The following is a 22517-nucleotide window of genomic DNA, read 5'->3' on the forward strand; positions in this document are numbered from 1 at the left end:
GGAGGAAGGCCGTATGACATCACTGCCCCGCGCCATCACCCTCGCGCCGCAGTCCCAGCCCCGGGCGCCGGCCGTCTCACGGCGCGGCGCGCGGCGGCGCGCCCGGCGGGAGAAGGCCACCGCCTGGGCGTTCATCGCCCCTTCGGTTCTCGTCATCCTGGGCCTGGGCATCGTCCCGGTCGTCTGGTCGCTGCTGCTGTCGTTCCGCGCCGACGACCTGGTCACGCCGGGCCGCTGGGTGGGCCTCGACAACTACCGGGCGCTGGCCCAGGACCCCAACTTCCATACGGCGGTGGGCAATACGCTGCTGTACGCGGCGCTGTTCGTGCCGCTGAGCCTGCTCGGCGGTCTGGCGCTCGCGCTCGCCCTCAACCGGCGTATCCGGTTCATCGGCCTCTACCGGACCCTGCTCTTCATCCCGTTCGTGGTGTCCGCGGCCGCGCAGGGCGTGCTGTTCTCCTTCATCCTCGATCCGGAGTTCGGCGCGGCCAACTCGCTGCTGCACAAGTTCGGCATCTCGCCGCAGGGTTTCCTCACCGACCCCGACCAGGCGATCCACCTACTGGTCCTGATCTCGCTGTGGAGCGGCGTCGGCTTCTGCGTGGTCGTCTATCTCGCCGCGCTGCAGGACGTACCGCGCGAACTCGTCGAGGCCGCCCGTATCGACGGCGCCGGCCGGTGGCGCGTACTGCGGCACATCACACTCCCGGCCCTCACACCTGTGACGGTCTTCCTGTTGCTGTGGCAGCTGATCACCGCGCTCCAGGTCTTCGACCTCGTGTACGTGACCACGAAGGGCGGCCCGCTCGGCTCGACGACCGTGATCGTGTACTTCGTCTGGCAGCAGGCGTTCCAGATGTTCACGGCCGGGTACGGGGCCGCCGCCGCGTACGTCCTCGCGCTGGCCCTGCTGGTCGCGGGGGTGGGCCTGCGTGTCGTCCGGCGCCGGCAGGGGCGCGTCGTGGAAGGAGCCCTCCGATGAGCACGCGTCCGATGAGCACGCCGCCGACGAGTGCGCTCAAGGTGGGCGCGCGGGGGGTGAGTTGGCGCAGGGTGAGCGGGCGTGGGGCTAGCCCCTGGCATCTGCTGCTCGCCCCGCTGGCGCTGGCGTTCGCGCTGCCGCTGGTGTGGCTCGTGCTGAGCTCGGTGATGACGAACGCGGAGATCAACCGGTTCCCGCCGGCGCTGTGGCCCGACGGCATCGATCTGGGCGGCTACCGGTATGTGCTGGGCAACGCGATGTTCCCGCGCTGGTTCGCGAACTCGCTGATCGTCGCGTCGGTCGCCGTGGTGTCGAATCTGCTGCTCGGGTCGCTCGGCGGCTACGCGTTCGCGCGGATGCGGTTCGCGGGGTCGCGGGTGCTGCTCGGGCTGATGCTGGCGACCATGGTCATCCCGTTCCAGCTGACGATGATCCCGACCTTCCTGGTGATGAAGTGGCTCGGTCTGATCGACACGCTGGGCGCGCTGATCGTGCCGTCGCTGGTGACACCCTTCGCCGTGTTCCTTTTCCGGCAGTTCTTCCTGACGCTGCCGAGGGAGATCGAGGAGGCCGCCTGGATCGACGGGTGTTCGCGGCTGCGGGTCCTCTTCTCGATCGTCATGCCGCTGGCCAGGCCCGCCCTCGCGACGGTCGCGGTGCTGACGTTCCTCACCACGTGGAACGACCTGTCCTGGCCGCTCATCGCGATCAACCACGACACGCAGTACACGCTCCAGCTGGGCCTGACCACCTTCCAGGGGCAGCACCACGCACGGTGGTCCGCGGTGATGGCGGGCAACGTCATCACCGTGCTGCCGGTGCTGGTGGCGTTCCTGCTGGCGCAGAAGACGTTCGTCCAGTCGCTCACGTCCAGCGGACTGAAGGGGTAGCCGCCTTGTCCCGTTCCTTCGACCTCCTGGTGATCGGTGACGTCAATCCCGATGTCGTGGTGGGTCCTGTGCCCCGCGCGATGGCCTTCGGCCAGCGTGAACAGCTCGTCGAGCGGGGTGGGCTGGTCCTCGGCGGCTCGGCGGCCATCATGGCGTGCGGCGCCGCACGGCTGGGGCTGCGGGTGGCCTTCGCCGGGCGAGTGGGAGACGATCCCGCGGGCGCGTTCGTCCGCGGAGCGCTCACCGACCGCGGCGTCGACGTCACTCACCTGACCACCGACCCCCAACTGCCCACGCCCCTCACCGTGGTGCTCAACGACAAGGATGGCGACCGGGCCATCCTCACCTCGCCCGGCTGTCTGGCGGCGACGAGTGCGCGGGACGTGCCCGAGGCGCTGCTGGCCGACACCCGGCACGTGCACGCGGGGTCCTTCTTCCTGATGCCTCGTCTGGCCCGGTCCCTGGCAGCCGTGTTCGCCCGGGCAAGGTCCCACGGGGCGAGTACCTCGCTCGACACCAACGACGATCCCGACGGCAGATGGGACCGCGAACTGCTCGCCCCCGTACTGGAGTTCACCGACATCCTGTTGCCGAACGCCGCCGAGGCCCGCGCGCTCACCGGCGAGACCCAACTGGATTCGGCGGCAGCCGCGTTGGCGGGAGCCGTCCCGCTGGTCGTCGTCAAGGACGGCTCCGAGGGTGCGCTCACCCACGACGGAGAACGGGTCCTGCGCGTACCGGCCGTGCCGGTCGAGCCGATCGACACCGTGGGCGCGGGCGACAGCTTCGACGCCGGTTTCGTCACGGCGACCCTGCGCGGGCTGGACCTTCGCTCGTCGCTCACGCTGGCCGCCGTCTGCGGTTCGCTCTCGACCCGCGGCCACGGCGGCACGGCGGCGCAGCCGACGTGGCACGAGGCCCTCGCCCGCACCGACCTGGAGAGCCGCACATGACCGAGGTAAAGATCGCCTTCGTGGGAGCCGGCAGCGTGGTGTTCACGCAGGGGCTGCTGGCCGACCTGTTCGCCTTCCCCGAGCTGGGGCACGCCCGGATCGCCCTGCACGACATCGACGAGGAACGGCTGGCCACGGCGGAGGGAGCCGCCCGCCACATCGCGGACGAGCGCGGCGCCAAACCGACGATCACCGCACACCTCGACCGGCGCGAGGCCCTCGAAGGAGCCGACTTCGTCGTCAACACCGTCCAGGTCGGCATGAACGAGGCCACCCGCACGGACTTCAATGTCCCGGCCCGCTACGGAGTGCGCCAGACCATTGGCGACACGCTCGGCATCGGCGGCATCTTCCGCGCCCTGCGTACTTTCCCGGTGCTGCGCGGCCTCGCCGAGGACATGGCCGAACTCTGCCCGGGCGCACTGCTGTTGAACTACACCAACCCGATGGCGATGAACGTCCTGTACCTGTCGCGGATCGCGCCGACCCTGCGCGTGACGGGCCTGTGCCACTCGGTGTACTGGACGATGCACGACCTCTCGCAGCTGGTGGGCGTCCCCTTCGAGGAGGTCTCGTATCTGGCCGCCGGCGTGAACCACCAGGCCTGGGTGCTGCGTTTCGAGCGCGACGGCCGCGACCTCCACCCGCTCCTCGACGCCGCGATCGCCAAGGATCCGGGGCTCCTGCGCCGCGTGAGGGTCGACATGTACCGCAGGCTGGGCCACTACCCCACCGAGACGAGCGAGCACTCCGCCGAGTACGTGCCGTGGTATCTGCACCACGACACCGAGATCGAACGGCTCCGGCTGCCCGTGGGCGCGTACCTGGACATCATCGAGGAGAACACCGCCGACTACGAGCGCACCCGTCGGGCCCTGCTCGCGGACGCTCCGCTGCCCGTCGAGGGCACGATGGAGTACGCGCCCCAGGTCATCCACAGTGTCGTCACCGGCACCCCGCGCACGATCTACGGGAACGTTCCGAACCGCGGGCTCATCGACAACCTGCCCGCCGACTCCGTGGTCGAAGTGCCGTGCCTGGCCGACGCGTTGGGTGTCCAGCCGACCCGTGTCGGATCGCTGCCCCCGCAGTGCGCGGCGCTCAACAGCGCGTACGTCTCCGTCACGGACCTGGTCGTCCGCGCGGCCACGGACGGCGACCCGCGGCACATCCGCCATGCCGCGATGGCCGACCCCGCGACGGCGGCGGCCCTTCCGGTGGAGCGGATCTGGGACCTGTGCGACGACCTCGTACGGGCTCATGGGGAGCTGCTGCAGCCGGAGTTGCGGGAGGAGCTGGGGCACTGACGCCCGGCCCGAGACCGGGTCAGCGCTCCAGGAGGTCCAGGGCCTGTTCCCAGCGGAATCCCCGCTCGGCCGGGCCGCCGAAGGCGTGTTCACCGAACCGGACGCCCATCCCGCGCAGCCTTTTCAGGCTGTCCCGGTACGCGGGGTGGGCCGTCAACGCCTCGCTCACACAAGGGAGTACGGAGATCGGCACCCCCATCCCGTACGCCTCGCAGAGTGTGCCGAGGGCGAGGGTGTCGGAGATCCCGGCCGCCCATTTGTTGATGGTGTTGAAGGTCGCGGGCGCCACGGCGACGGCGTCCGGGTCGGGGAAGGGGCGCGGGTCGCCGGGGGCACGCCAGGCGGACCGGATCGGCCTTCCGGTGCGCGACTCGACCGCCGCGGTGTCGAAGAAGCCCGTCGCGATCGGGGTCGCGATGACCCCGACCTCCCAGTTCCGCTCCTGCGCCAGGGTGATCAACTCCTCGACCCCCTCGGCGACTCCTGCGGCACAGACGACGACGTAGAGAAAGGGCTTCCGGGCCTGTTCGGTCACCCGGGAACCCTACTGAACGCCGCCCCTCAGCCTTGCGGGCCCGCAGCCTCGCGACCCACCGCTGCCCGCTACCGGACGGGGAAGGAATCCCCTCGCTCCGCGTCCGGACGCGGGCCGTGGATCCGGCGTTCCTTCTCCTCGATCGGTACGTCGTTGATGCTGGCCTCGCGCCGGGTCATCAGGCCGTGCTCGTCGAACTCCCACAGCTCGTTGCCGTAGGAGCGCCACCACTGGCCGTCGGCGTCGCGGCACTCGTACTGGAAGCGGACGGCGATGCGGTTGCCGTCGAAGGCCCAGAGGTCCTTGCGCAGGGCGTACTCCTGCTCGCGCTCCCACTTGTCGGTGAGCATTTCCACGATCTGGGCGCGGCCGGTGACGAAGGTGTCGCGGTTGCGCCAGACCGAGTCCTGCGAGTAGGCGAGCGACACCTTGTGGGGATCGCGGGTGTTCCAGGCGTCCTCGGCGGCCTGGACCTTCTGGGCCGCGGTCTCACGGGTGAAGGGCGGCAGGGGCGGGCGGTCGGTCATGACGGCTTCCTCTCGATGGCGACGCAACTCATTGGCGACGCGGCTCAGTGGCAGTGCGACGAGTGGGAGAACGCTCGTTCTCCGGTGTGGCTGCTAACGTAGAGAACGGTGGTTCTCCCGTCAAGACGGCAAGGAAGTGGACCGGTACATGGACAGCGCGGTCGCCAGGGATCAGGCCCTGGACGCGGCGGAAACCCTGTTCTACGGGCGGGGCATACAGAGCGTCGGCATGGACGACATCCGTGGCGCGTCAGGGGTCTCGCTCAAACGGCTCTACCAGCTGTTCCCCGCCAAGGAGCAGCTTGTCGTGGCCTACCTGGAGCGGCGCGACATCCGCTGGCGGCAGCGGCTGGCGGACCACGTGGCCGGGCACGAGGATCCCGGGCGGCGCATCCTCGCGGTCTTCGACTGGCTCGGCGAGTGGTTCCGGGAGCCCGACTTCCGGGGCTGCGCCTGGATCAACTCGTACGGGGAGCTCGGTGCGACGTCGGAGCGGGTCACCGCCCAGGTCCGCGCCCACAAGCGGGCCTTCAAGGACTACCTGACCGGTCTGGTGAACGACGCCGGACTGGCCTCCGAGCTGGCCGAACAGGTGCATCTACTGGCGGAGGGGGCCATGGTCACCGCCGGAATCGAGCAGAACGGCTCGAAACCCGCCGAGCAGGCGGGGCGGGCGGCCCGGATGCTGGTGGAGGGGCACGGCGGGACCGTCGGCCATTGACTGATGCCCCGTCGAGTTGCAGACTCCATTTGAAGATTCAACGGAGAATTGTTCACCAGGCGAACACGTCGCGGCTCCCGTTCGGAGCGCGGCGCATCGCCTCGCACGACGGGAAGAGCCGCGCATGACCCTCCATCGTGACCTGCTGATCGGCGGCAAGGACCTGCCCGCGACCTCCGGGCGCACCGCCGAGGACGTGAATCCCTACAGCTCACAGGTGTACGCCACGGTCGCCGCGGCCGGCGTCGAGGACGTCACCCGGGCCGTGGACGCCGCCGACGCGGCCTTCGCCGGCTGGGCGGCGCTCGGGCCCGCTCAGCGGCGGAAGATCTTCCTCACCGCGGCCGACCTGCTGGAGTCCCGCACCGACGAGGCCGTACGGATCATGGCGGGCGAGGTCGGCGGGACCCGCCCCTGGGCCATGTTCAACGTCGGTCTCGCCGCGAACATCCTCCGCGAGGCGGCCGCCGCGGTGACAGCGCCGCGCGGCGAGGTGCTGAGCGCGCAGGAGGAGGGCGCGCTCGGGCTCGCGGTCCGTGAACCGGTGGGTGTCGTGGCCGCCTTCTCGCCGTGGAACGCCCCGGTCATCCTGGGTGTCCGGGCGGTCGCCGCGCCGCTCGCCGCGGGCAACACGGTGGTGATGAAGCCGAGCGAGGACGCGCCGATCGCCTGCGGGCTGTTCGTCGCGGACGTCCTGCGCGACGCGGGCCTGCCGGACGGCGTCCTGAACGTGATCACGAACGCTCCCGAGGACGCGGCCGCCGTCGCCGAGGCCCTCATCGCCGACGAGCGCGTACGGGCCGTCAACTTCACCGGTTCCACGGGCGTCGGCCGGATCATCGGTGTGCACGCGGCCCGGCATCTGAAGCCCGCGGTGCTGGAACTCGGCGGCAAGAACTCGGTGATCGTGCTCGACGACGCCGATGTCGACTACGCGGTCGACGCCGCCGTCTTCTCCGTCTTCATGAACTCCGGGCAGATCTGCATGTCCGCCGACCGGATCCTCGTCCACGAGAGCCTCGCCGAGGAGTTCACCGCCAAGTTCACCGCGAAGACCGAGTCGCTCGCTTCCGGCGACCCGGCCGACCCGCACACCGTCGTCGGCCCGCTCGTCACGACGGACGCCGCCCGCCGGGTCGCCGCGCTCGTCGAGGACGCCGTCGCCAAGGGCGCCACCGTGCTGACCGGCGGCGCCGCCCCCGAGGGCGCCGTGCATCCGGCGACCGTGCTGACCGACCTCCCCGAGGACGCCGAGCTCTACCACGGCGAGGCGTTCGGCCCGCTCGCCGTGATCAGCACCTTCGGCACGGACGACGAGGCGATCACCTTCGCCAACGCCACGGAACACGGGTTGACCTGCGGGATCATCACCGAGAACGGCACCCACGGGCTCAAGGTCGCCCGCCGGATCCGTACCGGCATCGTGCACGTCAACGACCAGTCCGTCGCCGACGAACCGAACGCCCCCTTCGGCGGGTTCAAGGGCAGCGGATACGGCCGCTTCGGCGGGCGCTGGGGCATCGAGGCGTTCAGCAACACGCGCTGGGTGACACTGGCGACACAGCAGGCGCACTTCCCGTTCTAGGCGGTCCGCCCACCTCGGCGGCACACGGGCCGCGGCACACCTCGCGTGCGCCGCGGCCCTTCCCGGCCCCGGGTGCGCAGGCTTTCCCGCACGAGACAAATGAGTTGCCCCGGCGGCTGCCCCGACGCCACCATCTGCCCATGACCACGACCGAAGCCCTTCTGCCGCCGACCTTCGCCACCGCTCGTCCGGTGCGGGTCCAGCAGCAGTCCGGCCGACCGCGGAGGCTCTCACTTCCGCGGTCGTGACCGCCGCGCTCGTCGCGGGGCTTCTCGCGGGCTATGGCATCGCCATCCCCGTCGGAGCGGTCGCGACCTACCTCGTCTCCCTCACCGCCCGTACGTCCCTGCGGATCGGCGTCTGCGCCGCGCTCGGCGTGGCGACGGCCGACGGGCTCTACGCCCTGGTGGCCGCGCTCGGCGGCTCCGCGCTCGCCGCCGCCCTCCAGCCCGTACTGGTCCCGCTGCGCTGGGCCTCGGCACTCGTACTCGTCGCCCTCGCCGTACGAGGCGCAGTCACCGCACTCCGCCAGTACCGCGAGCGGCGGCCCGCCACCCGCTCCGACCGGACGCCGGTGAGCCCGGGCCGCGCCTACCTGGCCCTCCTTGCCATCACGCTGCTGAACCCCACCACCGTCGTGTACTTCACGGCGCTGGTCCTCGGCAGCAGTACCGGCGCGGCCGTCGGCCTCCTGGAACAGGGTGTGTTCGTCCTCGCCGCCTTCGCCGCGTCGGCCAGTTGGCAACTGCTGCTCGCGGGCGGCGGTGCGCTGCTGGGGCGGGTTCTGACGGGTCGACGGGGGCGGCTGGTGACGGCACTGGTGTCCAGCGCCGTGATCCTGGCCCTGGCCGTACGCGTGCTGGGATGAAATCACTGGGGTCACCGTGTTCAACCGGAAGTCCGCACGAGTCGCACGAACAACGATCGACGGGATGGATGCCATGCCTCTCAAGGGCGAGTACGAACCCAGCCCCACCAAGTGGGTACGTGATCAGGTCGAGTTGTACGAGAGCTCGAACGGAACCGAGGGAACGACGTTGCTGGACACGGGGTTGCCCGTGATCGTGCTGACCACCCTGGGTGCCAGGAGCGGGAAGATCCGCAAGACGCCGCTCATGCGCGTGGAGCACAACGGCACCTACGCCGCGGTCGCCTCGCTGGGCGGTGCGCCCAAGCACCCCGTCTGGTACCACAACGTCGTCGCCGATCCCCACGTGGAACTCCAGGACGGCGGGACGCGCCAGGACATGACGGCACGCGAGGTGACCGGCGAGGAGAAGGCCCAGTGGTGGGAACGGGCGGTCGCCGCGTATCCGGCGTACGCCGACTACCAGAAGAAGACCGACCGCGAGATACCGGTCTTCGTCCTGGAGCCGGCCGCCGGGAAGTGAGCGACGCGGGCACTTGACCATGGGCCGCAGTGGGGCACCGTCCCGATCACGGCCCGTCGTCCTGGTCCCGACAGGGGCTCCGCGGCGGCTCCCGGAACTCGTTCGAAAAAAGTTGGCATGATTCCCGGACCGCCGGGCACCCGACGCTCAGGCCCCGCCGCGCTCCCCCGTCGCGGCGGGGCCGCCGACGTGTGCGCCGGTGCCGGAACCCACCTGCTCGGCCCGTGCGGCGCGGCGCGCGACGGCGGCGTCCGTCACGTCGAGGAAGATCTGGTCGGCCGCCGGAATGGTGTGGGAGACGGACCGCTTGATGCGCTCGGCGACCAGCTCGACCTCCTCACTGTCTAGGCCGGGGACCAGGTCGATCCGGGCGGCGACGAGCGTCGAGTCGGGGCCGAGCTGCATGGTCAGCAGGGACTCCACCGAGTCGATCTCGGGCTGGGCGTCCAGCAGCGAGCGGATCCGACCGCTCGACTCCAGATCCGTGGCCTGGCCGATCAACTGGTCACGCGCGTCACGGCCCAGCCGGTACGCCACGTACACGAGCAGGGCCCCGATGGCGAGGGACGCCGACGCCTCCCAGACGATCCGGCCGGTGATCATGTGCAGCGCCATTCCGGCGATCGCGAGAGTGACACCGAGCACGGCGGTGCCGTCCTCGGCGATGACGGTACGCAGGGCGGGGTCCTGGGCTCCGGTGGCGAGGCCGCCCTGTTTGCGCACCTGGTGGAGCGCCCGTAGCAGCGACGCGCCCTCGACGAACAGGGCGACGACGAGGACGACCAGTCCCACCACATAGCCGTCGTGGGTCTCCGTGCTCCCCTTGCTGAGGGCCTCGAAGCCCTGGAGGAACGAGAAGCAGCCACCCATCACAAAGATCCCGACGGCGGCGAGCAGGGACCAGAAGAAGCGTTCCTTTCCGTAACCGAACGGGTGCCGGCTGTCGGCGGGGCGCCGGCTGCGGCGCAGGGCGGCGAGGAGGAAGACCTCGTTCAGGCTGTCGGCCACCGAGTGCGCGGCCTCCGAGAGCAGTGCGGGGGATCCCGCGATCAGCCCGCCCACGGCCTTGGCCACGGCGATCACGAGGTTCGCGGCCAGCGCCACCAGCACGGTGACCCGGGTCCTGCGATCGGACGGTGTGGAGGGCTTGTGACTCATCTCGGCCGAATGCCCCTCCCACCGGCCCTCACACGGGGCGACGGCGGTTTTCGGGGAACCCTCCCCAGTGCGCACGCACGGAAGGAGCGAGGCATGAGCGACACCGAGGGCAACAGGGCGTACGGGAAGAAGTCCTTCAAGCGGTCCAGGAGCCACTTCGCGGACCGCGTCACGGCGGACGGCCGGGACGGCTGGCCGGTCGAGGCGGGGCGCTACCGCCTGGTCGTCAGCCGGGCGTGCCCCTGGGCGAGCCGCGCGGTGATCTCCCGGCGTCTGCTGGGGCTGGAGAACGCCCTGTCGATGGCGATCACCGACCCCATCCAGGACGACCGCAGCTGGCGGTTCACCCTGGACCCCGGCGGCCGGGACCCCGTACTCGGCATCCGTTTTCTCGGCGAGGCGTACGAGGCCCGGGAGCCGGGCGCTCCGGGCGGCGTCAGCGTGCCCGCGCTCGTGGACGTGCCGACCGGCCGTCTGGTGACCAACGACTACCAGCGGCTCACCCTGGACCTCGTCACCGAGTGGACGGCCCTGCACCGGAAAGGTGCGCCCGACCTCTACCCGGCGGACCTCCGCGACGAGATCGACGAGGTCATGGCGGAGGTGTACGAGGACGTCAACAACGGGGTGTACCGCGCCGGGTTCGCCACCGGTCAGAAGGAGTACGAGGCGGCCTGCGAGGGCGTGTTCCGGCGGCTGGAGCTGCTGTCGGAGCGGCTCGCGGGGCGGCGGTACCTGGTCGGGGACACGATCACGGAGGCGGACATCCGGCTGTTCACCACGCTGGTGCGCTTCGACGCCGTCTATCACGGCCACTTCAAGTGCAACCGCTGGAAGCTGACGGAGGACCCGGTTCTGTGGGCGTACTCCCGTGATCTCTTCCAGACGCCCGGATTCGGCGACACCGTCGACTTCGACCACATCAAGCGGCACTACTACCAGGTCCACACGGGCATCAACCCGACCGGCATCGTGCCGCTCGGACCGGATCTGTCCGGCTGGCTCACCTCGCACGGCCGCGAGGAGCTGGGCGGGCGCCCCTTCGGGGACGGAAGTCCGCCCGGGCCGGTGCGCGAGGGCGAGGAGGTACCGGCGGCGGGCCGGCCCTGAACATCCGCCGGCTCTTTGCGTATGTGCCGCTGAACTGGACACTCGCCATGGGGCCGGGACATGTGAGCCGAAGGAGACCCAGATGCAGAAGAAGCAGAAGAAGAAGCTGCCACTCGTCTACAAGCCCGTCGGGTTCGTGCTCGGCTGGGCGAGCGGGGCCCTCGCGAGCATGGCGTTCCAGGCGGCCTGGAAGGCGATACGCCACGAGGAGGACGCGCCCGACGCGCTGGACAAGGACCGCGGTTGGGGCGAGGTGCTGCTGGCCGCGGCCATCCAGGGCGCGCTCTTCGCGGTCGTCCGCAGCGCGGTCGACCGTACGGGGGCGACCGCCATCGAGCGGTCGACCGGAGTGTGGCCCTCCGGCGACAAGGGGGGCCGCGACTGACTCCCCTACCGTCCAGTACGGTTGGCCTCCACGCAGTCGGCCAGGAGCCGGCCGGGAGTCAGGGGAGCGATCGTGAAGAACCAGATAGAGGTCGGCGACACCGTCGAGGACTTCGAGCTTCTCGACGAGACCGGAACCTCACGCAAGCTCTCCGAGCTGCTCGGCGAGGGTCCGGTCGTGCTCTTCTTCTATCCCGCGGCGATGACCGCCGGCTGCACCGCCGAGGCGTGCCACTTCCGCGATCTGGCCGCCGAGTTCACGGCCGCCGGGGGGCGCCCGGTGGGGATCAGCGGTGACACGGTCGAGCGCCAGCAGGAGTTCGCCGGGAAGCACACTCTCGGGTTCCCGTTGCTGTCCGACCCGGAGGGGCTGATCCGCGAGCGGTTCGGTGTGAAGCGGGGCTTCTCGCTTGCGCCCACGAAGCGGGTCACCTTCGTGATCTCCGAGGACCGGAAGGTACTGGACGTGGTGCGCAGCGAGTTCAAGATGAGCGCGCACGCGGACCGCGCCCTGGCGGCCCTGCGCACGCACAACGGCTGAGCCTGGAGGCCCGGTTCGCTCAGCCCTGCTTGGGAGCGGTGGTCCGGTTGCTGCGCACGGTGAACGAGTGGCCGGCCGGGTCGGCGTACCCCCGCTCCTCGAACGGGCCGGACGGGTCCTTGGACTCCAGCGGCCGGCCGCCGAGGCCGATGACCTTGCGCTCCGCCTCGTCCAGGTCCTCCACGCGGAAGTCCAGGTGGGCCTGCAGGGAGTTCTCGGGACGCGGCCAGCTCGGCGGAATGGCGTTCACATCCCGCCGGAACGCGATCCGGAACCCGTCGGCTCCCTTGATCTCCACACGGTTCGCCGACGCGTCCGTCTCCTCCGCGTCGAGGAACTCCTTGTAGAACGCGGCGAGTTTCTCGGGCTCGGCACAGTCCAACACCACGACGCCCGCCACTACCAGTGCCATGTTTCCTCCGTACACCGACCGACCACGAGCGGCGCTCCGCCCACGGCTCCACGGCAACCGGGTACCCCGCCTGCGGAAATCAGTCGGCCGCGCGCCCATGACCCGTCGGCTCCGGAGGCGAACGCGCTCATCCGGCCACGGAGACCGACGAATGCCCGAGGTCACGGAGTGGTGTAACGCAGGTCACGGTCAAGTCACCGAGGTCGCCGCATAGATCATTTACGATCAGGGCAGCCTCGTAGCGTAAATCGAGTCAACTTTCGTCTCGGGAAACGCAGTTCGAGCCAGCGGGCGTCAATTTCGACGTCCGCCCACAGGGATGGGGGGCCCTGTGCATCGTCTCAAGAGAGGACGCGAATGCCGCAGGACGTCAGGTTCGACCTCCCCTTCACCACCCCCGTCAGCGAGCATCTCGAGTACGCCCGGGCCCGGCATCTGCGCTGGGTATGGGACAAGGGCCTGGTGCGCAGCCAGGCCGGATTCGAGGAATACCGCTCCTGGGATCTGCCCCAGGCGGCGGCCCGCACCTACCCCCACGCTTCGGCTGACGACATGGTCGTCCTGATGAACTGGTTCTCGCTGGCCTTCCTTTTCGACGACCAGTTCGACTCAGGAAGGCCGGATCGCGCCGACCGTATAGCGGAGGTCGCGCGGGAGCTCATCGCCACCCCCTTGCGGCCGGCGGGCATCACCCCTCGGGTGGCGTGCCCGATCACCGTGGCCTGGGCGGAGGTCTGGGCCCATCTTTCGGATGGCATGTCTCTGACATGGCGTACGCGATTCGCGGCCTCCTGGGGCCGTTTCCTCGTGGCGCACACCGAGGAGGTCGATCTGGCCGCCCGCGGCCTGGCCGGCACGCTCGACCTTCAGGAGTACGCCGAGTTCCGCCGCCGTACGGTCGGCATCCACCACAGCATCGACGCCGGTGAGCGCAGCCGCGGCTTCGAGGTGCCCGCCGAGGTGCAGGCGCATCCGCTGATGGAGAGAATGCGGGACCTGGCCGCCGACACCATCGGCTTCATGAACGACATCCACTCCTTCGAGCGCGAGAAACGCCGTGGGGACGGCCACAACCTGATAGCCGTCCTGCACCGCGAGCGCCGCTGCGGCTGGCAGGAGGCGGCCGACGAGGCGGTCAAGATGACCACGGAGAGCCTTGCCGAGTACCTCGCGCTGGAGGCGCAGGTACCGCAGATGTGCGACGAACTCGGCCTGGACGAGGACGACCGCACCAAGGTCCGGATGGGCGTCGAGGCCATCCAGCACTGGATAAACGGCAACTACGAGTGGGCACTCACCTCGGGCCGCTACGCCGCCGACAAGGAATCCCCGGCCGCCAAGGCCGAGTTGGCGGGCCAGGGCTCCCTGGACGACCTACTGGCGGTCTGAAACAGTTCCCCGCGCCCCCGTAAGGGGCGCGGGGCTGTGACATTGTGCGGCTCCGCCGCGTGGGCGCGACAGGCCACAACGAACCGGCAGCCGACCCACATCAGCCGCCCCAAAACCCAAGCGGAGCGCTACGTCGAGAACTCGACCGGAAGCCGGTCGAGTTTCGCCTCCCACGTGGAAGCCGTGGACGTGAGCTCGTCCGGCGTCACCGCGAGCCGCAGCCCCGACAGCCGGTGCAGCAGAGCGTCGACGGCCGTCTCGATGATGGCCTGCCCGATGTTCTGCCCTGGGCACTCGTGCGGCCCCCCGCTGAACGCGAGGTGCGACTGGTTGCCGTGCACGGAGATGCCGACGTCGGGCCGGATCTCCGGGTCGACGTTGCCCGCGGTCAGTCCGAGGACGAGCAGGTCGCCCTCCTGGATCCGGTGCCCGCCCAGTTCGAGGTCGGCCGCGGCGAACCGCCCCGGCAGAACGGCCAGTGGCGGGGTGTTCCACATGACCTCCTCGACGACGGCGGAGATGTTGAGCTGCCCGCTGACCAGACCGGAGAGCCGGTTGGTGTCGGTGAGCACCAGCTGCAGCACCCGGGCCAGCAGATTGCTGGTGGTGGCGTTGGCGGTGATCAGCACCAGCCGCAGATGGTTGAGTATCTCGTCGTCGTCGAGGTCGGCGTGGTGCTCCAGCAGCCCGGTGGTGAAGTCGGAACCCGGCTCCACCCGCTTGCGCTCGGCGAGTTCACCGAGGATCTGCATGATGCGGTCGTTGTGGACGATCGCCTCGGCACCGCCCTTCATGACCAGCGCCGTGGACTCGGCCAGCTGCCGCCCCTCGCTCTCCGCGAGCCCGAACACCCTGGTCAGCACGAGCATCGGCAGATATTCGGAGTAGTCGGACACCAGGTCGGCGCTGCCTGCCCCGGCGAACGAGTCGATCAGCTTGTTCGCGAAGTGCGTGACATGGCGGCGGATGCCACGGCTGGAGACGGCCTGCAGGTTGTCGGTGACCGCACCCCGCAACCGGCGGTGCGGTTCGCCGTCCTGGGAGACGCAGTCGGGCCGCCAGCCCAGCATCGGAATCAGTGGCGAGGTGCTCTCGACACGTCCGTCCTTCCAGTCGCGCCAGATCCGCGAATCCCGGCTGAACTGGCGGGGGTTGTCGAGCACCCGTCTGTTCTCCCGGTAGCCGAGGACCAGCCACGCCGGGATGTCGCCCTCCAGCAGCACCGGCGCGACCGGCCCGTGCTGCTTGCGCAGGCGCGAGTAGATACCGATCGGGTCGGTCGCCGCGTCGGGCCCGTAGAGACGGGTGAGCCCGTCTCCCCCGCCGTGCGCGACCGGGCAGCCGCGCGGGGCGTCGGGACCGTTTAAGGGCTGGTCGGTCATCGGGACTCCAGAGCGACTGCGGAGCGTTCTTTGAGGTGGCGTATCAGCGCGATGAGCACATCACGGCTGGAGGCCCGGTCGCGGGCGTCGCAGGCCACGACCGGGGTGTGCGGGGAGATGTCCAGCGCGTCGCGGATCTCCTCGACCGGGTGGTCCTTGGAGTCGGGGAAGACGTTGAGGGCGATCACGAACGGGACGTTCTGCCGCTCCATCTCCTCGATCGCCCGGAAGCTGGAGGCCAGTCGACGCGTGTCGACCAGGACCACGGCCCCGAGCGCCCCCTTGAACAGGCCGTTCCACAGGAACCAGAACCGCTCCTGGCCGGGAGTGCCGAACAGGTACAGCACCAGCTCGTCGTTGATGCCGATCTTGCCGAAGTCGAGGCTGACGGTGGTCTCCTGCTTGTCCGCCACCCCGATCAGGTTGTCGACGTCCGCGCTGGCCTGGGTCAGCGTCTCCTCGGTGGTGAGCGGCTTGATGTCGCTGACCGAGCGGACCATGGTGGTCTTACCGGTGCCGAACCCGCCGGCGATCATCACCTTCACCGAGCGGGCACCGGCCGGCAGAGTGCCGTCGGCCGAGTACCGGTCGGGATGGTCAAAGCCTTTCAAGTCCACTGAGTACCTCCTCAAGGAGCGCGAGGTCGGGCCCGCGACCGGCGTTCGACGCCGGGATGGGGTCACGGGCTTCAACGCGTCCTGCGTCCAGCAGATCGGCCAAGAGCACCGCGAGAATGTTGAAGGGCAATCCGAGATGGGCGCCGAGTTCGGCCACCGACAGCGGATCGCGGCAGCGCCGGAGGATCTCCTCGTGTTCGTGCTGCAGTCCGGGGACGGCTGGCGCACGGGAGGTGATGAGGGTCGCCACGTCAAGGCTCGACGACGAACCGCCCGGTCCGCTGCGACCGCCCGTGAGGACGTAGTAGCGCTCGAGACCGGACGGGTCCGTGGGTCGGCGGGGACCACTCATCCAGAGTGCTCCTCCAGGCGCGGAGTGGTGCCGAGGAGCTCACCCATCCTGCGGGCCAGGTCCCTCATCTGGTGGCCGAGCAGGCCCTGGTCGAGCCCCTCCCTGGCGAGTACTCCGAGGTACGTCTCCACGCCGGCGCGCACCACGAAGAGGTGACCGCCGTCGACCTCGATCATCGCGAGGCGCAGTTGCCCGGCGTATTTGGGGAACTGCTCGGCCACGGGCTGGGCCAGTGCCTGCAGGCCCGCCACCACGGCGGCGAAACGGTCCACGTCGTCGGGGTCGTCGGCGCCGTAGGAGGTGATGGCCTTGCCGTCGCTGGAGGCCACGAGGGCGAAGCGGATCTCCTGGATGCTCTCCACCAGATCGCGGAGCGCCCAGCTCACGTCGGTTCCCTGTTGCGTCATGTGGACTAGTCGCTCTCTTCAGTGCGGTGCTCTGTGGACTCACGTCCGGCGGTCGGCTCGTGTCCGGCGGCCGGCTCGCGCCCGGCGGCCGGCTCACGTCCGGCCGTGGCGAAGGCGGCCAGGCCGGTGAAGGACTCGTCCGGCGGCACCGCGTGCGAGGCGGTGGCGGTGGACTCTTCCTCCCGTGCGGCCGACTTGGGCTTCTCGGACTCGGCTCGCCTGCGGCGCCGGGGCAGACCGCCGGGCGTGGTGTCCCCGGTCTCCTCCGGCTCCTCGGCCTGACCCGGTTCCTCGGCCTGGGCCGAACCGGTGCCCGGCGCGACGGAAGCCTCAGCGGCAGGAGCCGGCGCCGTGACGGCGGCGGGCAACTGGCTGAAGTACTTGTGAGGTACCACGATGACCACTGAGGTGCCGAGCCACGGGGAGTCCGCGAAGGTGACCCTGATGCCGTACCGGCGGGCCAGGGCTCCCACCACGCGCAGACCGAGGTGGGCGTCCTCGGACACCCCGCCGAGGCCGGGGCCGGGGGCCACACCCTCCAGCGACTGGAGGGCCTCCTGCTTCTTCTCCTCGTTCAGGCCCTTGCCGGAGTCCTGGATCTCGATGCCGACACCGTTGGGCACCTCCTTGCCGGAGACGATCACCGGCTCGGTGGGCGGCGAGTAGCGTGCCGCGTTGTCGAGGAGGTGGGCGAAGATCAGCGTGAGGTGGTCCACCATGCCGCCGTCGACGCCGAGTTCGGGCAGGTGCTGCACCTGGACGCGGTCGAAGTCCTTGATCCGGCCGATACCGCCGCGCACCACACTGAGCAGGCGCTGAGGCTCCTGCCACTGGCGGCCGGGCCGGTCCGAGCCGCCGAGCACGCCGATGCTGGCGGCCAGCGAGTCGGCCGGGCCGAGCTGCTGGTCGAGCTCCATCAGACCCTGGGCGACGGAGGGCAGCCTGCCGTGTTCGCCCTGCATCTCGTGGAGCCGGCCGCGCAGCTTGCTGGTCAGTACGTGGATACGGCTGCCGATGCTGATGACGGCCTGCTCGGCGGAGGTGGAGCGGTTGAACTCCTGCTCCACTCCGATGAGCGCCGTCCTGAGTACCTTGCGCAGCTGGGCCTGCAGGTCGGCGCTGACCTCGGCGCACTGGTTGACGGAGGGCAGGACGTCATCGATGGAGTCACCGGCCCGCAGCCGCTCGAGCGCCTCGGGCAGCTGCTGGTCGGCGAGCAGGGCGACGGCCGCGAGCTGCCGGTCGAGCTGCTCCTGCCAGGCCTGCGTCTGCTCGGCGATCCGCGCCTCGTAGGCCTTGGCCTGTTCGGCCAACTGCGCGTCGTACGTTGCCCGTTCGGCGGCGTACTTGCGCTCCAGACCGGCCACGTGCTGCTGCCACTGCTGGGAGTGTTCGGCCTGTGCGTTCCTGAACTCGCCCGCGCTGCGGCGCATCTGGAGCTGGGAGCGGACAAGAAGTCGTACGGAGATGGCGCTCGCAGCCGTCGCCGCGACGCCGGAGACGATCGCGGGTATCTGGGTCGAGTCGGGTCCGGCGACCGCGGCGGCGACGGTTCCAGCGCCTAAGGCCAGTGGCATCAGCCACCAGCTGTACCAGGCGGCCGGTGCCCGCGCCTCCGGTGGCGGAGTGGCAAGTTCCATCTGCATCCTTCGAAGCAACACGATCGAACAGGGGGGAGAAGCTCGGGGCAGCACTCGCCGCGCGGTGATCCACCCCGCGACGGGCATGCGTGGACAGCGAGCGACAACCGATTGCTGTCGCGTCAACTCGCCGCGCCTCAGGGAACCTTATCGGGTTTGATCTACCTCAGATCAACCTCACCGGCCCACTTCTGTGAAGCTTTGGCAACCCGCCGACCAGCTCGAATCAGTCGACAAATCCCTTTACTCATCGCCGCGGCCGGAGGGCGCTGTGACGAAAACGGCGGGTACGACACGGAACGCGTGGGCATGCATGTCATGATCACAGCACCCGAGTTGATCTTGAGGAGACTCACCGATGAGAGGCATATCAGGTCCTCCCGCCGCGGCTCCTACCGCGCCCGGCCGCCTGCCCTTGATCGGACACGGACACCAACTGGCCAGACGTCCCCTGGAGTTCATGAACGCGCTGCGCGAACAGGGCAGCGTCGTGAAGATCCTGATAGGCCCCACCGCCGCCTATGTGGTCACCGACCCGGCCGTCACCCGCCGGGTACTGGTGACGGAGGTCGACGCGTTCGCAAAGGGCGGCAAGATCATCGACGCGCTGCGGGTGTTCTTCGGCGACGGCCTCGCCACGATCGCCGACGGCGACCTGCACATGAAGCACCGCCGGCTGATGCAGCCCATGTTCAACAAATCGCACATCGCCACCCGTGGCGACGTCATGATCAGCCACGTACGGACGGCCACCGAGGCATGGGCGGAGGGGGTCGCGCGTGACACGTACGAGGACATGAACGACCTGACGCTGTCGACGTTCCTCGTGGCGCTCTTCGGTTCGGGCCTGCCGGGACATGTCGAGCGGGAGTTCCAGGGACTCATGCCGGAGATCATGCGTGGCACGATCCGGCAGACCATCCTGCCCGGTTGGGTGACGAAGCTGCCCCTGCCCGCGAACCGCGCGCACGAGCGGCGGGTGGCCCGGCTGCGGGCCCTCATCGACCAGGCCATCGACCATCACCGGGCCCAGCTGGCGTCCGCGGAACAGCCCGCGCCGCCGCCCGGCTGCCCCGCCCATCAGGACGGCCCGCGGACCGAGGGCGCCGCGTCACAGGCCGGTCTCTTCTCCACTCTCCTCACGGCCGACGACCCCGAGACGGGCCCTCTCTCCCACCAGCAGCTCCAGGACGAGGCGATCACCCTCCTCACGGGCGCGATCGAGACCACCGGGACGACCCTGGCGTGGACCCTGTACGAGATCAGCCGCAACCCGGGGATCGAGCGGAAGCTGCACGCCGAACTCGACGCCGTCTGCGGCGAACGCCCGCTGCGCCAGGAGGACCTGGGCTCCCTGCCGTACATGCGCAGTGTCCTCAAGGAGGCCATGCGCATGTACGGACCGGCCTGGCTCGTCACCCGGATCACCACGCGACCGGTCGTCCTCGACGGAGTTCCGATCCCCGAGGGCGCGGACGTCGTATACAGCCCGTACGTCCACCAGCACGACCCCGAGGTCTATGCGGACCCCGCGGCCTTCGACCCGGGCCGTTGGGAGCCCGAGCGCGCCAAGAGCATCAACCGCTCCTCGTTCCTCGCCTTCGGGGACGGCCGGCGCAAGTGCATCGGCGAGGAGTTCGCCTGGACCGAACTCCTCATCGTCCTGGCCACCGTCGTCCAACGCTGGCGGCTGACCCTCACGTCCGCTCCCCCGCGCCCCCAGGCCATCGTCACGGTCAAGCCCGACAAGCTCTCCATGACACCGCAGCCGCGGGTCCCGACGAAGGCCCAGGAGCACGAGGAGCAACCCGCTCCCTCCTGATGACGATCACGTCCCGGTGAGGCGCTCCCGGCGCTCGGCGTCCACAACCCCCAGTCCGGGCCCGGGAGCCAGCGCCAGCACCCCCACTTTGCCCAGGTGGGCGTTGTTCTGGACCAGGCGGGCCGCCTCGGCCGTGTCGGTGAGGGGGTAGGTCTCGGTGAGGGCGGGGGCGAGGTGGCCGAGGTCGAGAAGGCGGCCGACGGCGGCCTGTTCGTGGAGGTTCGAGCCGTGGCTGCCGATGACGCGCTTGAGGCGCATCCAGAGGTACCGGTTGTCGAACTCGTGCTGGTAGCCGGTGCTGGAGCCGCACGTCACCACCGCACCGCCCCGGCGCACGACGAAGACCGAGACGCCGAAGGTGGCCCGGCCGACGTGCTCGAAGACGATGTGCGGGTCCTCCCCGGTCGCGGCCCGGACCAGCTTGCCGAGCCGTTTGCCGACCAGGGCGGGATCGGCGGGCGGCTCGCTGCCGCTGAGGCCGATCTCCTCCCGGTTGATCACGTGGTGACAGCCGAGCCGGCGGGCGTACTGCGCCTTCCGTTCGCTGCTGACGACGCCGACGGCTATGCCCCCGCCGTTGCGGACGAGTTGGACCGCGTACGCGCCGAGGCCGCCCGCCGCTCCCCAGATCAGCACCACGTCGCCCTGGGTCATCCGGGCGCCCCGGTCACTGACCAGCATGCGGTACGCCGTGCCCGCGCACAGCGGGTTCGAGGCGGCCTCCTCCCATGTCAAGTGGGCCGGTTTGGACAGGAGTTGACTGGTCCGGGCCAGGGCGTAGTGGGCCAGTCCTCCGTAGTTCGTCTCGAAGCCCCACGCCAGCATGCCCGTGCCCAGCATGCCGTCGGCGTGGGTCGCCGGGTCCTCCTCGTCGACGTACACGGGGCTCACCACGACATGGTCGCCCACCCGCCATCTGCGCACACCCGAACCCGTGCGCACGACGACACCGGAGGCGTCCGAGCCGATGACGTGGAAGGGCTGGTCGTGCCGGGCCGCCCAGCGGTCCTGACGGCCGAAGTGCTTCAGGAAGGAGAACGTCGGGATGGGTTCGAACATCGCCGACCAGACGGTGTTGTAGTTGATGCCGCTGGCCATGACGGCCACCAGCACCTCGTTCGGGGCGAGTTCGGGCATCGGCACCGCGCCGATGTGGATGGATTTCCGTACGTCCTTGTCGGCGACTCCGGTGAAGCTGCCGACGTCCTCCGCGCGCAGGTGGGCGGCGGTGAAGCGGTCGGGTGGGGCCAGGTGCTCCAGTTCGGTGCGGGCGGCTCCCGCGACGACTGCCTCGGCCAGGGCATCCATGGTGGTTCCTCCTTGAGGGGATCGACTCGGGTCAGGGGGTCCGCTCGGGCCGGCGCCCGATCAGGGGTCGGCTCGGGCCGGGGCCCGGGTCAGCTCAGGCCGAGGCCCGCCGCGAGCATGGGCCACGACGCCTTGAACTCCTGTCGCCAGTACGACCACGCGTGTGCTCCGCCGTTGTAGAAGTGCACCTGGGCCGGGATGCCGAGGGCGTCCAGCCGCTCGGTGAACCGGTGTGCCTGGGACCAGAGCGCGCCTTCGAGCACCGCACCTTCGAGGTTGTCGAAGTCACCGCCCGCCAGGCCGCTGCCCTGGGAGATGTACAGGCTGGTGCCCTTGAGCTTGGCGGCCTGCGCGGAGGGGTTGTGCCGGTTCCAGTTGTCCCGGTTGAGCAGCGGACTGCCCCAGAGCGTCAGCGGCAACAGCTGTTCCCTGGCGACGATCGCGTTGAGCACGGTCGGCATGCCGAAGGCCGTGGTGTCCAGGATCCCGCTGTACGAGGCGGCCGCCGTGAAGGTCCCGGGGTGCCGGGCGGCGAAGGCCAGGGCACCGTAGCCGCCGGTGGAGACACCGGCGACGGCACGTTTCGTCCCCGCCCGGAACTTCTGCTGCAGCAGCCCCATCAACTCGTCGACCTGGAACGCCTCGTAGTCCGGCGCGTCGGCGCTGCCGTAGTTCCACCAGTCGGTGGGGATGCCGGTGGGGCCGGACGACGGCATCACGGTGATGACGTCCTGGCCGGCGAGGAAGTCGACGACGTCCGTCTCCCTCGTCCAGGACGTGTAGTCGTCGTGCGCTCCCTGGAGGAGGTAGAGCACGGGCCAGGTGCGGTCGGGCTGTGCGGCGTACCCGGTCGGCAGGACCACCCGTACCGGCAGGGACGCGCCCACCGCAGGGGAGGCGACCGTGAGGTCGACGGTTCGGGTGTCGAGCCACTTCTCGGCGACGACCGTGGCGCCCGCGGCCACCTCGGCGGCGGAAGCGGCCGTCGCGGGTGAGGCCGTCGCGGGTGAGGCGCTGAGTGCCACTCCCGTGCCGAGCAGCGCCGTCGTCACCGCGAGCGCGGCACATCTCCGCCGACGAGCCATACGAGTCGTACGAGTCATG

General features: G+C 70.0%; 24 protein-coding genes. 13 read left to right on the top strand and 11 right to left on the bottom strand.

The features are described from left to right. The first annotated feature begins 13 nt into the window (after positions 1–13). Genes JEQ17_RS06670 through melA form a run of 4 tightly spaced genes read left to right on the top strand, consistent with a single transcriptional unit; the run spans position 14 to position 4132 of the window. Complete coding sequence (locus JEQ17_RS06670) at positions 14–982, top strand: carbohydrate ABC transporter permease (protein WP_200394335.1); 969 nt, start codon at positions 14–16, stop codon at positions 980–982. Further along, positions 979–1872: a carbohydrate ABC transporter permease gene (locus JEQ17_RS06675; RefSeq protein ID WP_234048106.1), complete on the top strand. Its 894-nt coding sequence runs from the start codon at positions 979–981 to the stop codon at positions 1870–1872. Before JEQ17_RS06670 ends, JEQ17_RS06675 begins: the two co-directional genes overlap by 4 nt. A gap of 5 nt (positions 1873–1877) precedes the next feature. Further along, the gene (locus JEQ17_RS06680) at positions 1878–2825 is read left to right on the top strand and encodes a carbohydrate kinase family protein (RefSeq protein WP_200394336.1); all 948 of its coding nucleotides are present in this window, start codon (positions 1878–1880) and stop codon (positions 2823–2825) included. Further along, the gene (gene melA, locus JEQ17_RS06685; RefSeq protein ID WP_200394337.1) at positions 2822–4132 is read left to right on the top strand and encodes an alpha-glucosidase/alpha-galactosidase; all 1311 of its coding nucleotides are present in this window, start codon (positions 2822–2824) and stop codon (positions 4130–4132) included. The genes JEQ17_RS06680 and melA overlap by 4 nt, the downstream gene beginning before the upstream one ends. A gap of 19 nt (positions 4133–4151) precedes the next feature. On the opposite strand, the gene JEQ17_RS06690 is transcribed toward melA, so the two are convergent. Further along, complete coding sequence (locus JEQ17_RS06690) at positions 4152–4667, bottom strand: flavoprotein (RefSeq protein ID WP_200394338.1); 516 nt, start codon at positions 4665–4667, stop codon at positions 4152–4154. Positions 4668–4735: 68 nt separating this feature from the next. After that, positions 4736–5194 (bottom strand): nuclear transport factor 2 family protein, encoded by a 459-nt coding sequence (locus JEQ17_RS06695; protein ID WP_200394339.1) that lies wholly within the window; start codon positions 5192–5194, stop codon positions 4736–4738. 148 nt (positions 5195–5342) lie between these two features. Here JEQ17_RS06695 and JEQ17_RS06700 point away from each other — a divergent pair, with 148 nt between their 5' ends. The 4 genes from JEQ17_RS06700 to JEQ17_RS06715 all read left to right on the top strand — a co-directional run bounded on the left by JEQ17_RS06700 (position 5343) and on the right by JEQ17_RS06715 (position 8891). After that, positions 5343–5915, top strand: a complete 573-nt coding sequence (locus tag JEQ17_RS06700; RefSeq protein ID WP_200394340.1) for a TetR/AcrR family transcriptional regulator — start codon at positions 5343–5345, stop codon at positions 5913–5915. A 124-nt stretch (positions 5916–6039) separates the two neighbouring features. Beyond that, positions 6040–7500, top strand: a complete 1461-nt coding sequence (locus JEQ17_RS06705; RefSeq protein WP_200394341.1) for an aldehyde dehydrogenase family protein — start codon at positions 6040–6042, stop codon at positions 7498–7500. Positions 7501–7744: 244 nt separating this feature from the next. After that, positions 7745–8368 carry a LysE family transporter gene (locus tag JEQ17_RS06710; RefSeq protein WP_200394342.1) on the top strand — a complete coding sequence of 208 codons (624 nt, stop codon included), beginning with the start codon at positions 7745–7747 and terminating at the stop codon, positions 8366–8368. A 73-nt stretch (positions 8369–8441) separates the two neighbouring features. Continuing rightward, complete coding sequence (locus JEQ17_RS06715; RefSeq protein ID WP_200401346.1) at positions 8442–8891, top strand: nitroreductase family deazaflavin-dependent oxidoreductase; 450 nt, start codon at positions 8442–8444, stop codon at positions 8889–8891. 147 nt (positions 8892–9038) lie between these two features. On the opposite strand, the gene JEQ17_RS06720 is transcribed toward JEQ17_RS06715, so the two are convergent. Beyond that, positions 9039–10049 (bottom strand): cation diffusion facilitator family transporter, encoded by a 1011-nt coding sequence (locus JEQ17_RS06720; protein WP_200394343.1) that lies wholly within the window; start codon positions 10047–10049, stop codon positions 9039–9041. Between the two features lie 93 nt (positions 10050–10142). Here JEQ17_RS06720 and JEQ17_RS06725 point away from each other — a divergent pair, with 93 nt between their 5' ends. The 3 genes from JEQ17_RS06725 to JEQ17_RS06735 all read left to right on the top strand — a co-directional run bounded on the left by JEQ17_RS06725 (position 10143) and on the right by JEQ17_RS06735 (position 12084). After that, complete coding sequence (locus tag JEQ17_RS06725) at positions 10143–11159, top strand: glutathione S-transferase family protein (protein ID WP_200394344.1); 1017 nt, start codon at positions 10143–10145, stop codon at positions 11157–11159. 82 nt (positions 11160–11241) lie between these two features. After that, on the top strand, positions 11242–11544 hold the full coding sequence (locus JEQ17_RS06730; protein ID WP_200394345.1) for a DUF4235 domain-containing protein: 303 nt from the start codon (positions 11242–11244) through the stop codon (positions 11542–11544). A gap of 72 nt (positions 11545–11616) precedes the next feature. Continuing rightward, on the top strand, positions 11617–12084 hold the full coding sequence (locus tag JEQ17_RS06735; protein ID WP_325176246.1) for a peroxiredoxin: 468 nt from the start codon (positions 11617–11619) through the stop codon (positions 12082–12084). Positions 12085–12103: 19 nt separating this feature from the next. Here the strand turns inward: JEQ17_RS06735 and JEQ17_RS06740 are convergent, their stop codons facing one another. Next, on the bottom strand, positions 12104–12496 hold the full coding sequence (locus JEQ17_RS06740; protein WP_200394346.1) for a VOC family protein: 393 nt from the start codon (positions 12494–12496) through the stop codon (positions 12104–12106). A gap of 357 nt (positions 12497–12853) precedes the next feature. On the opposite strand from JEQ17_RS06740, the gene JEQ17_RS06745 reads away from it, so the two are divergent. Further along, the gene (locus tag JEQ17_RS06745) at positions 12854–13885 is read left to right on the top strand and encodes a 7-epi-alpha-eudesmol synthase (RefSeq protein ID WP_200394347.1); all 1032 of its coding nucleotides are present in this window, start codon (positions 12854–12856) and stop codon (positions 13883–13885) included. A 128-nt stretch (positions 13886–14013) separates the two neighbouring features. Here JEQ17_RS06745 and JEQ17_RS06750 read toward each other — a convergent pair whose 3' ends face one another. From JEQ17_RS06750 to JEQ17_RS06770, 5 genes are read right to left on the bottom strand one after another with little or no spacing between them, the layout of a single operon-like run. Beyond that, positions 14014–15267 carry a cytochrome P450 gene (locus tag JEQ17_RS06750; protein WP_200394348.1) on the bottom strand — a complete coding sequence of 418 codons (1254 nt, stop codon included), beginning with the start codon at positions 15265–15267 and terminating at the stop codon, positions 14014–14016. Next, on the bottom strand, positions 15264–15884 hold the full coding sequence (locus JEQ17_RS06755) for a GTP-binding protein (protein ID WP_200394349.1): 621 nt from the start codon (positions 15882–15884) through the stop codon (positions 15264–15266). Before JEQ17_RS06755 ends, JEQ17_RS06750 begins: the two co-directional genes overlap by 4 nt. After that, positions 15865–16236, bottom strand: coding sequence for a DUF742 domain-containing protein (locus JEQ17_RS06760; protein WP_200394350.1), 372 nt, complete (start codon positions 16234–16236; stop codon positions 15865–15867). Before JEQ17_RS06760 ends, JEQ17_RS06755 begins: the two co-directional genes overlap by 20 nt. Continuing rightward, positions 16233–16643: a roadblock/LC7 domain-containing protein gene (locus JEQ17_RS06765; protein ID WP_055611716.1), complete on the bottom strand. Its 411-nt coding sequence runs from the start codon at positions 16641–16643 to the stop codon at positions 16233–16235. Before JEQ17_RS06765 ends, JEQ17_RS06760 begins: the two co-directional genes overlap by 4 nt. Positions 16644–16648: 5 nt before the next feature. Next, positions 16649–18283, bottom strand: a complete 1635-nt coding sequence (locus tag JEQ17_RS06770) for an ATP-binding protein (RefSeq protein ID WP_200394351.1) — start codon at positions 18281–18283, stop codon at positions 16649–16651. Positions 18284–18641: 358 nt separating this feature from the next. Here JEQ17_RS06770 and JEQ17_RS06775 point away from each other — a divergent pair, with 358 nt between their 5' ends. Further along, positions 18642–20105 (top strand): cytochrome P450, encoded by a 1464-nt coding sequence (locus JEQ17_RS06775; RefSeq protein ID WP_200394352.1) that lies wholly within the window; start codon positions 18642–18644, stop codon positions 20103–20105. A gap of 6 nt (positions 20106–20111) precedes the next feature. Here the strand turns inward: JEQ17_RS06775 and ccrA are convergent, their stop codons facing one another. Then, the gene (gene ccrA / locus JEQ17_RS06780; protein ID WP_200394353.1) at positions 20112–21413 is read right to left on the bottom strand and encodes a crotonyl-CoA carboxylase/reductase; all 1302 of its coding nucleotides are present in this window, start codon (positions 21411–21413) and stop codon (positions 20112–20114) included. A gap of 89 nt (positions 21414–21502) precedes the next feature. Next, a complete protein-coding gene (locus JEQ17_RS06785; RefSeq protein ID WP_200394354.1) occupies positions 21503–22516 on the bottom strand; it encodes an alpha/beta hydrolase in 1014 nt (337 codons plus the stop codon). Between the last annotated feature and the right edge of the window lies 1 nt (position 22517).

It is taken from the genome of Streptomyces liliifuscus, from assembly GCF_016598615.1.
In the GTDB taxonomy this organism is placed as follows: Bacteria; Actinomycetota; Actinomycetes; order Streptomycetales; family Streptomycetaceae; genus Streptomyces; species Streptomyces liliifuscus.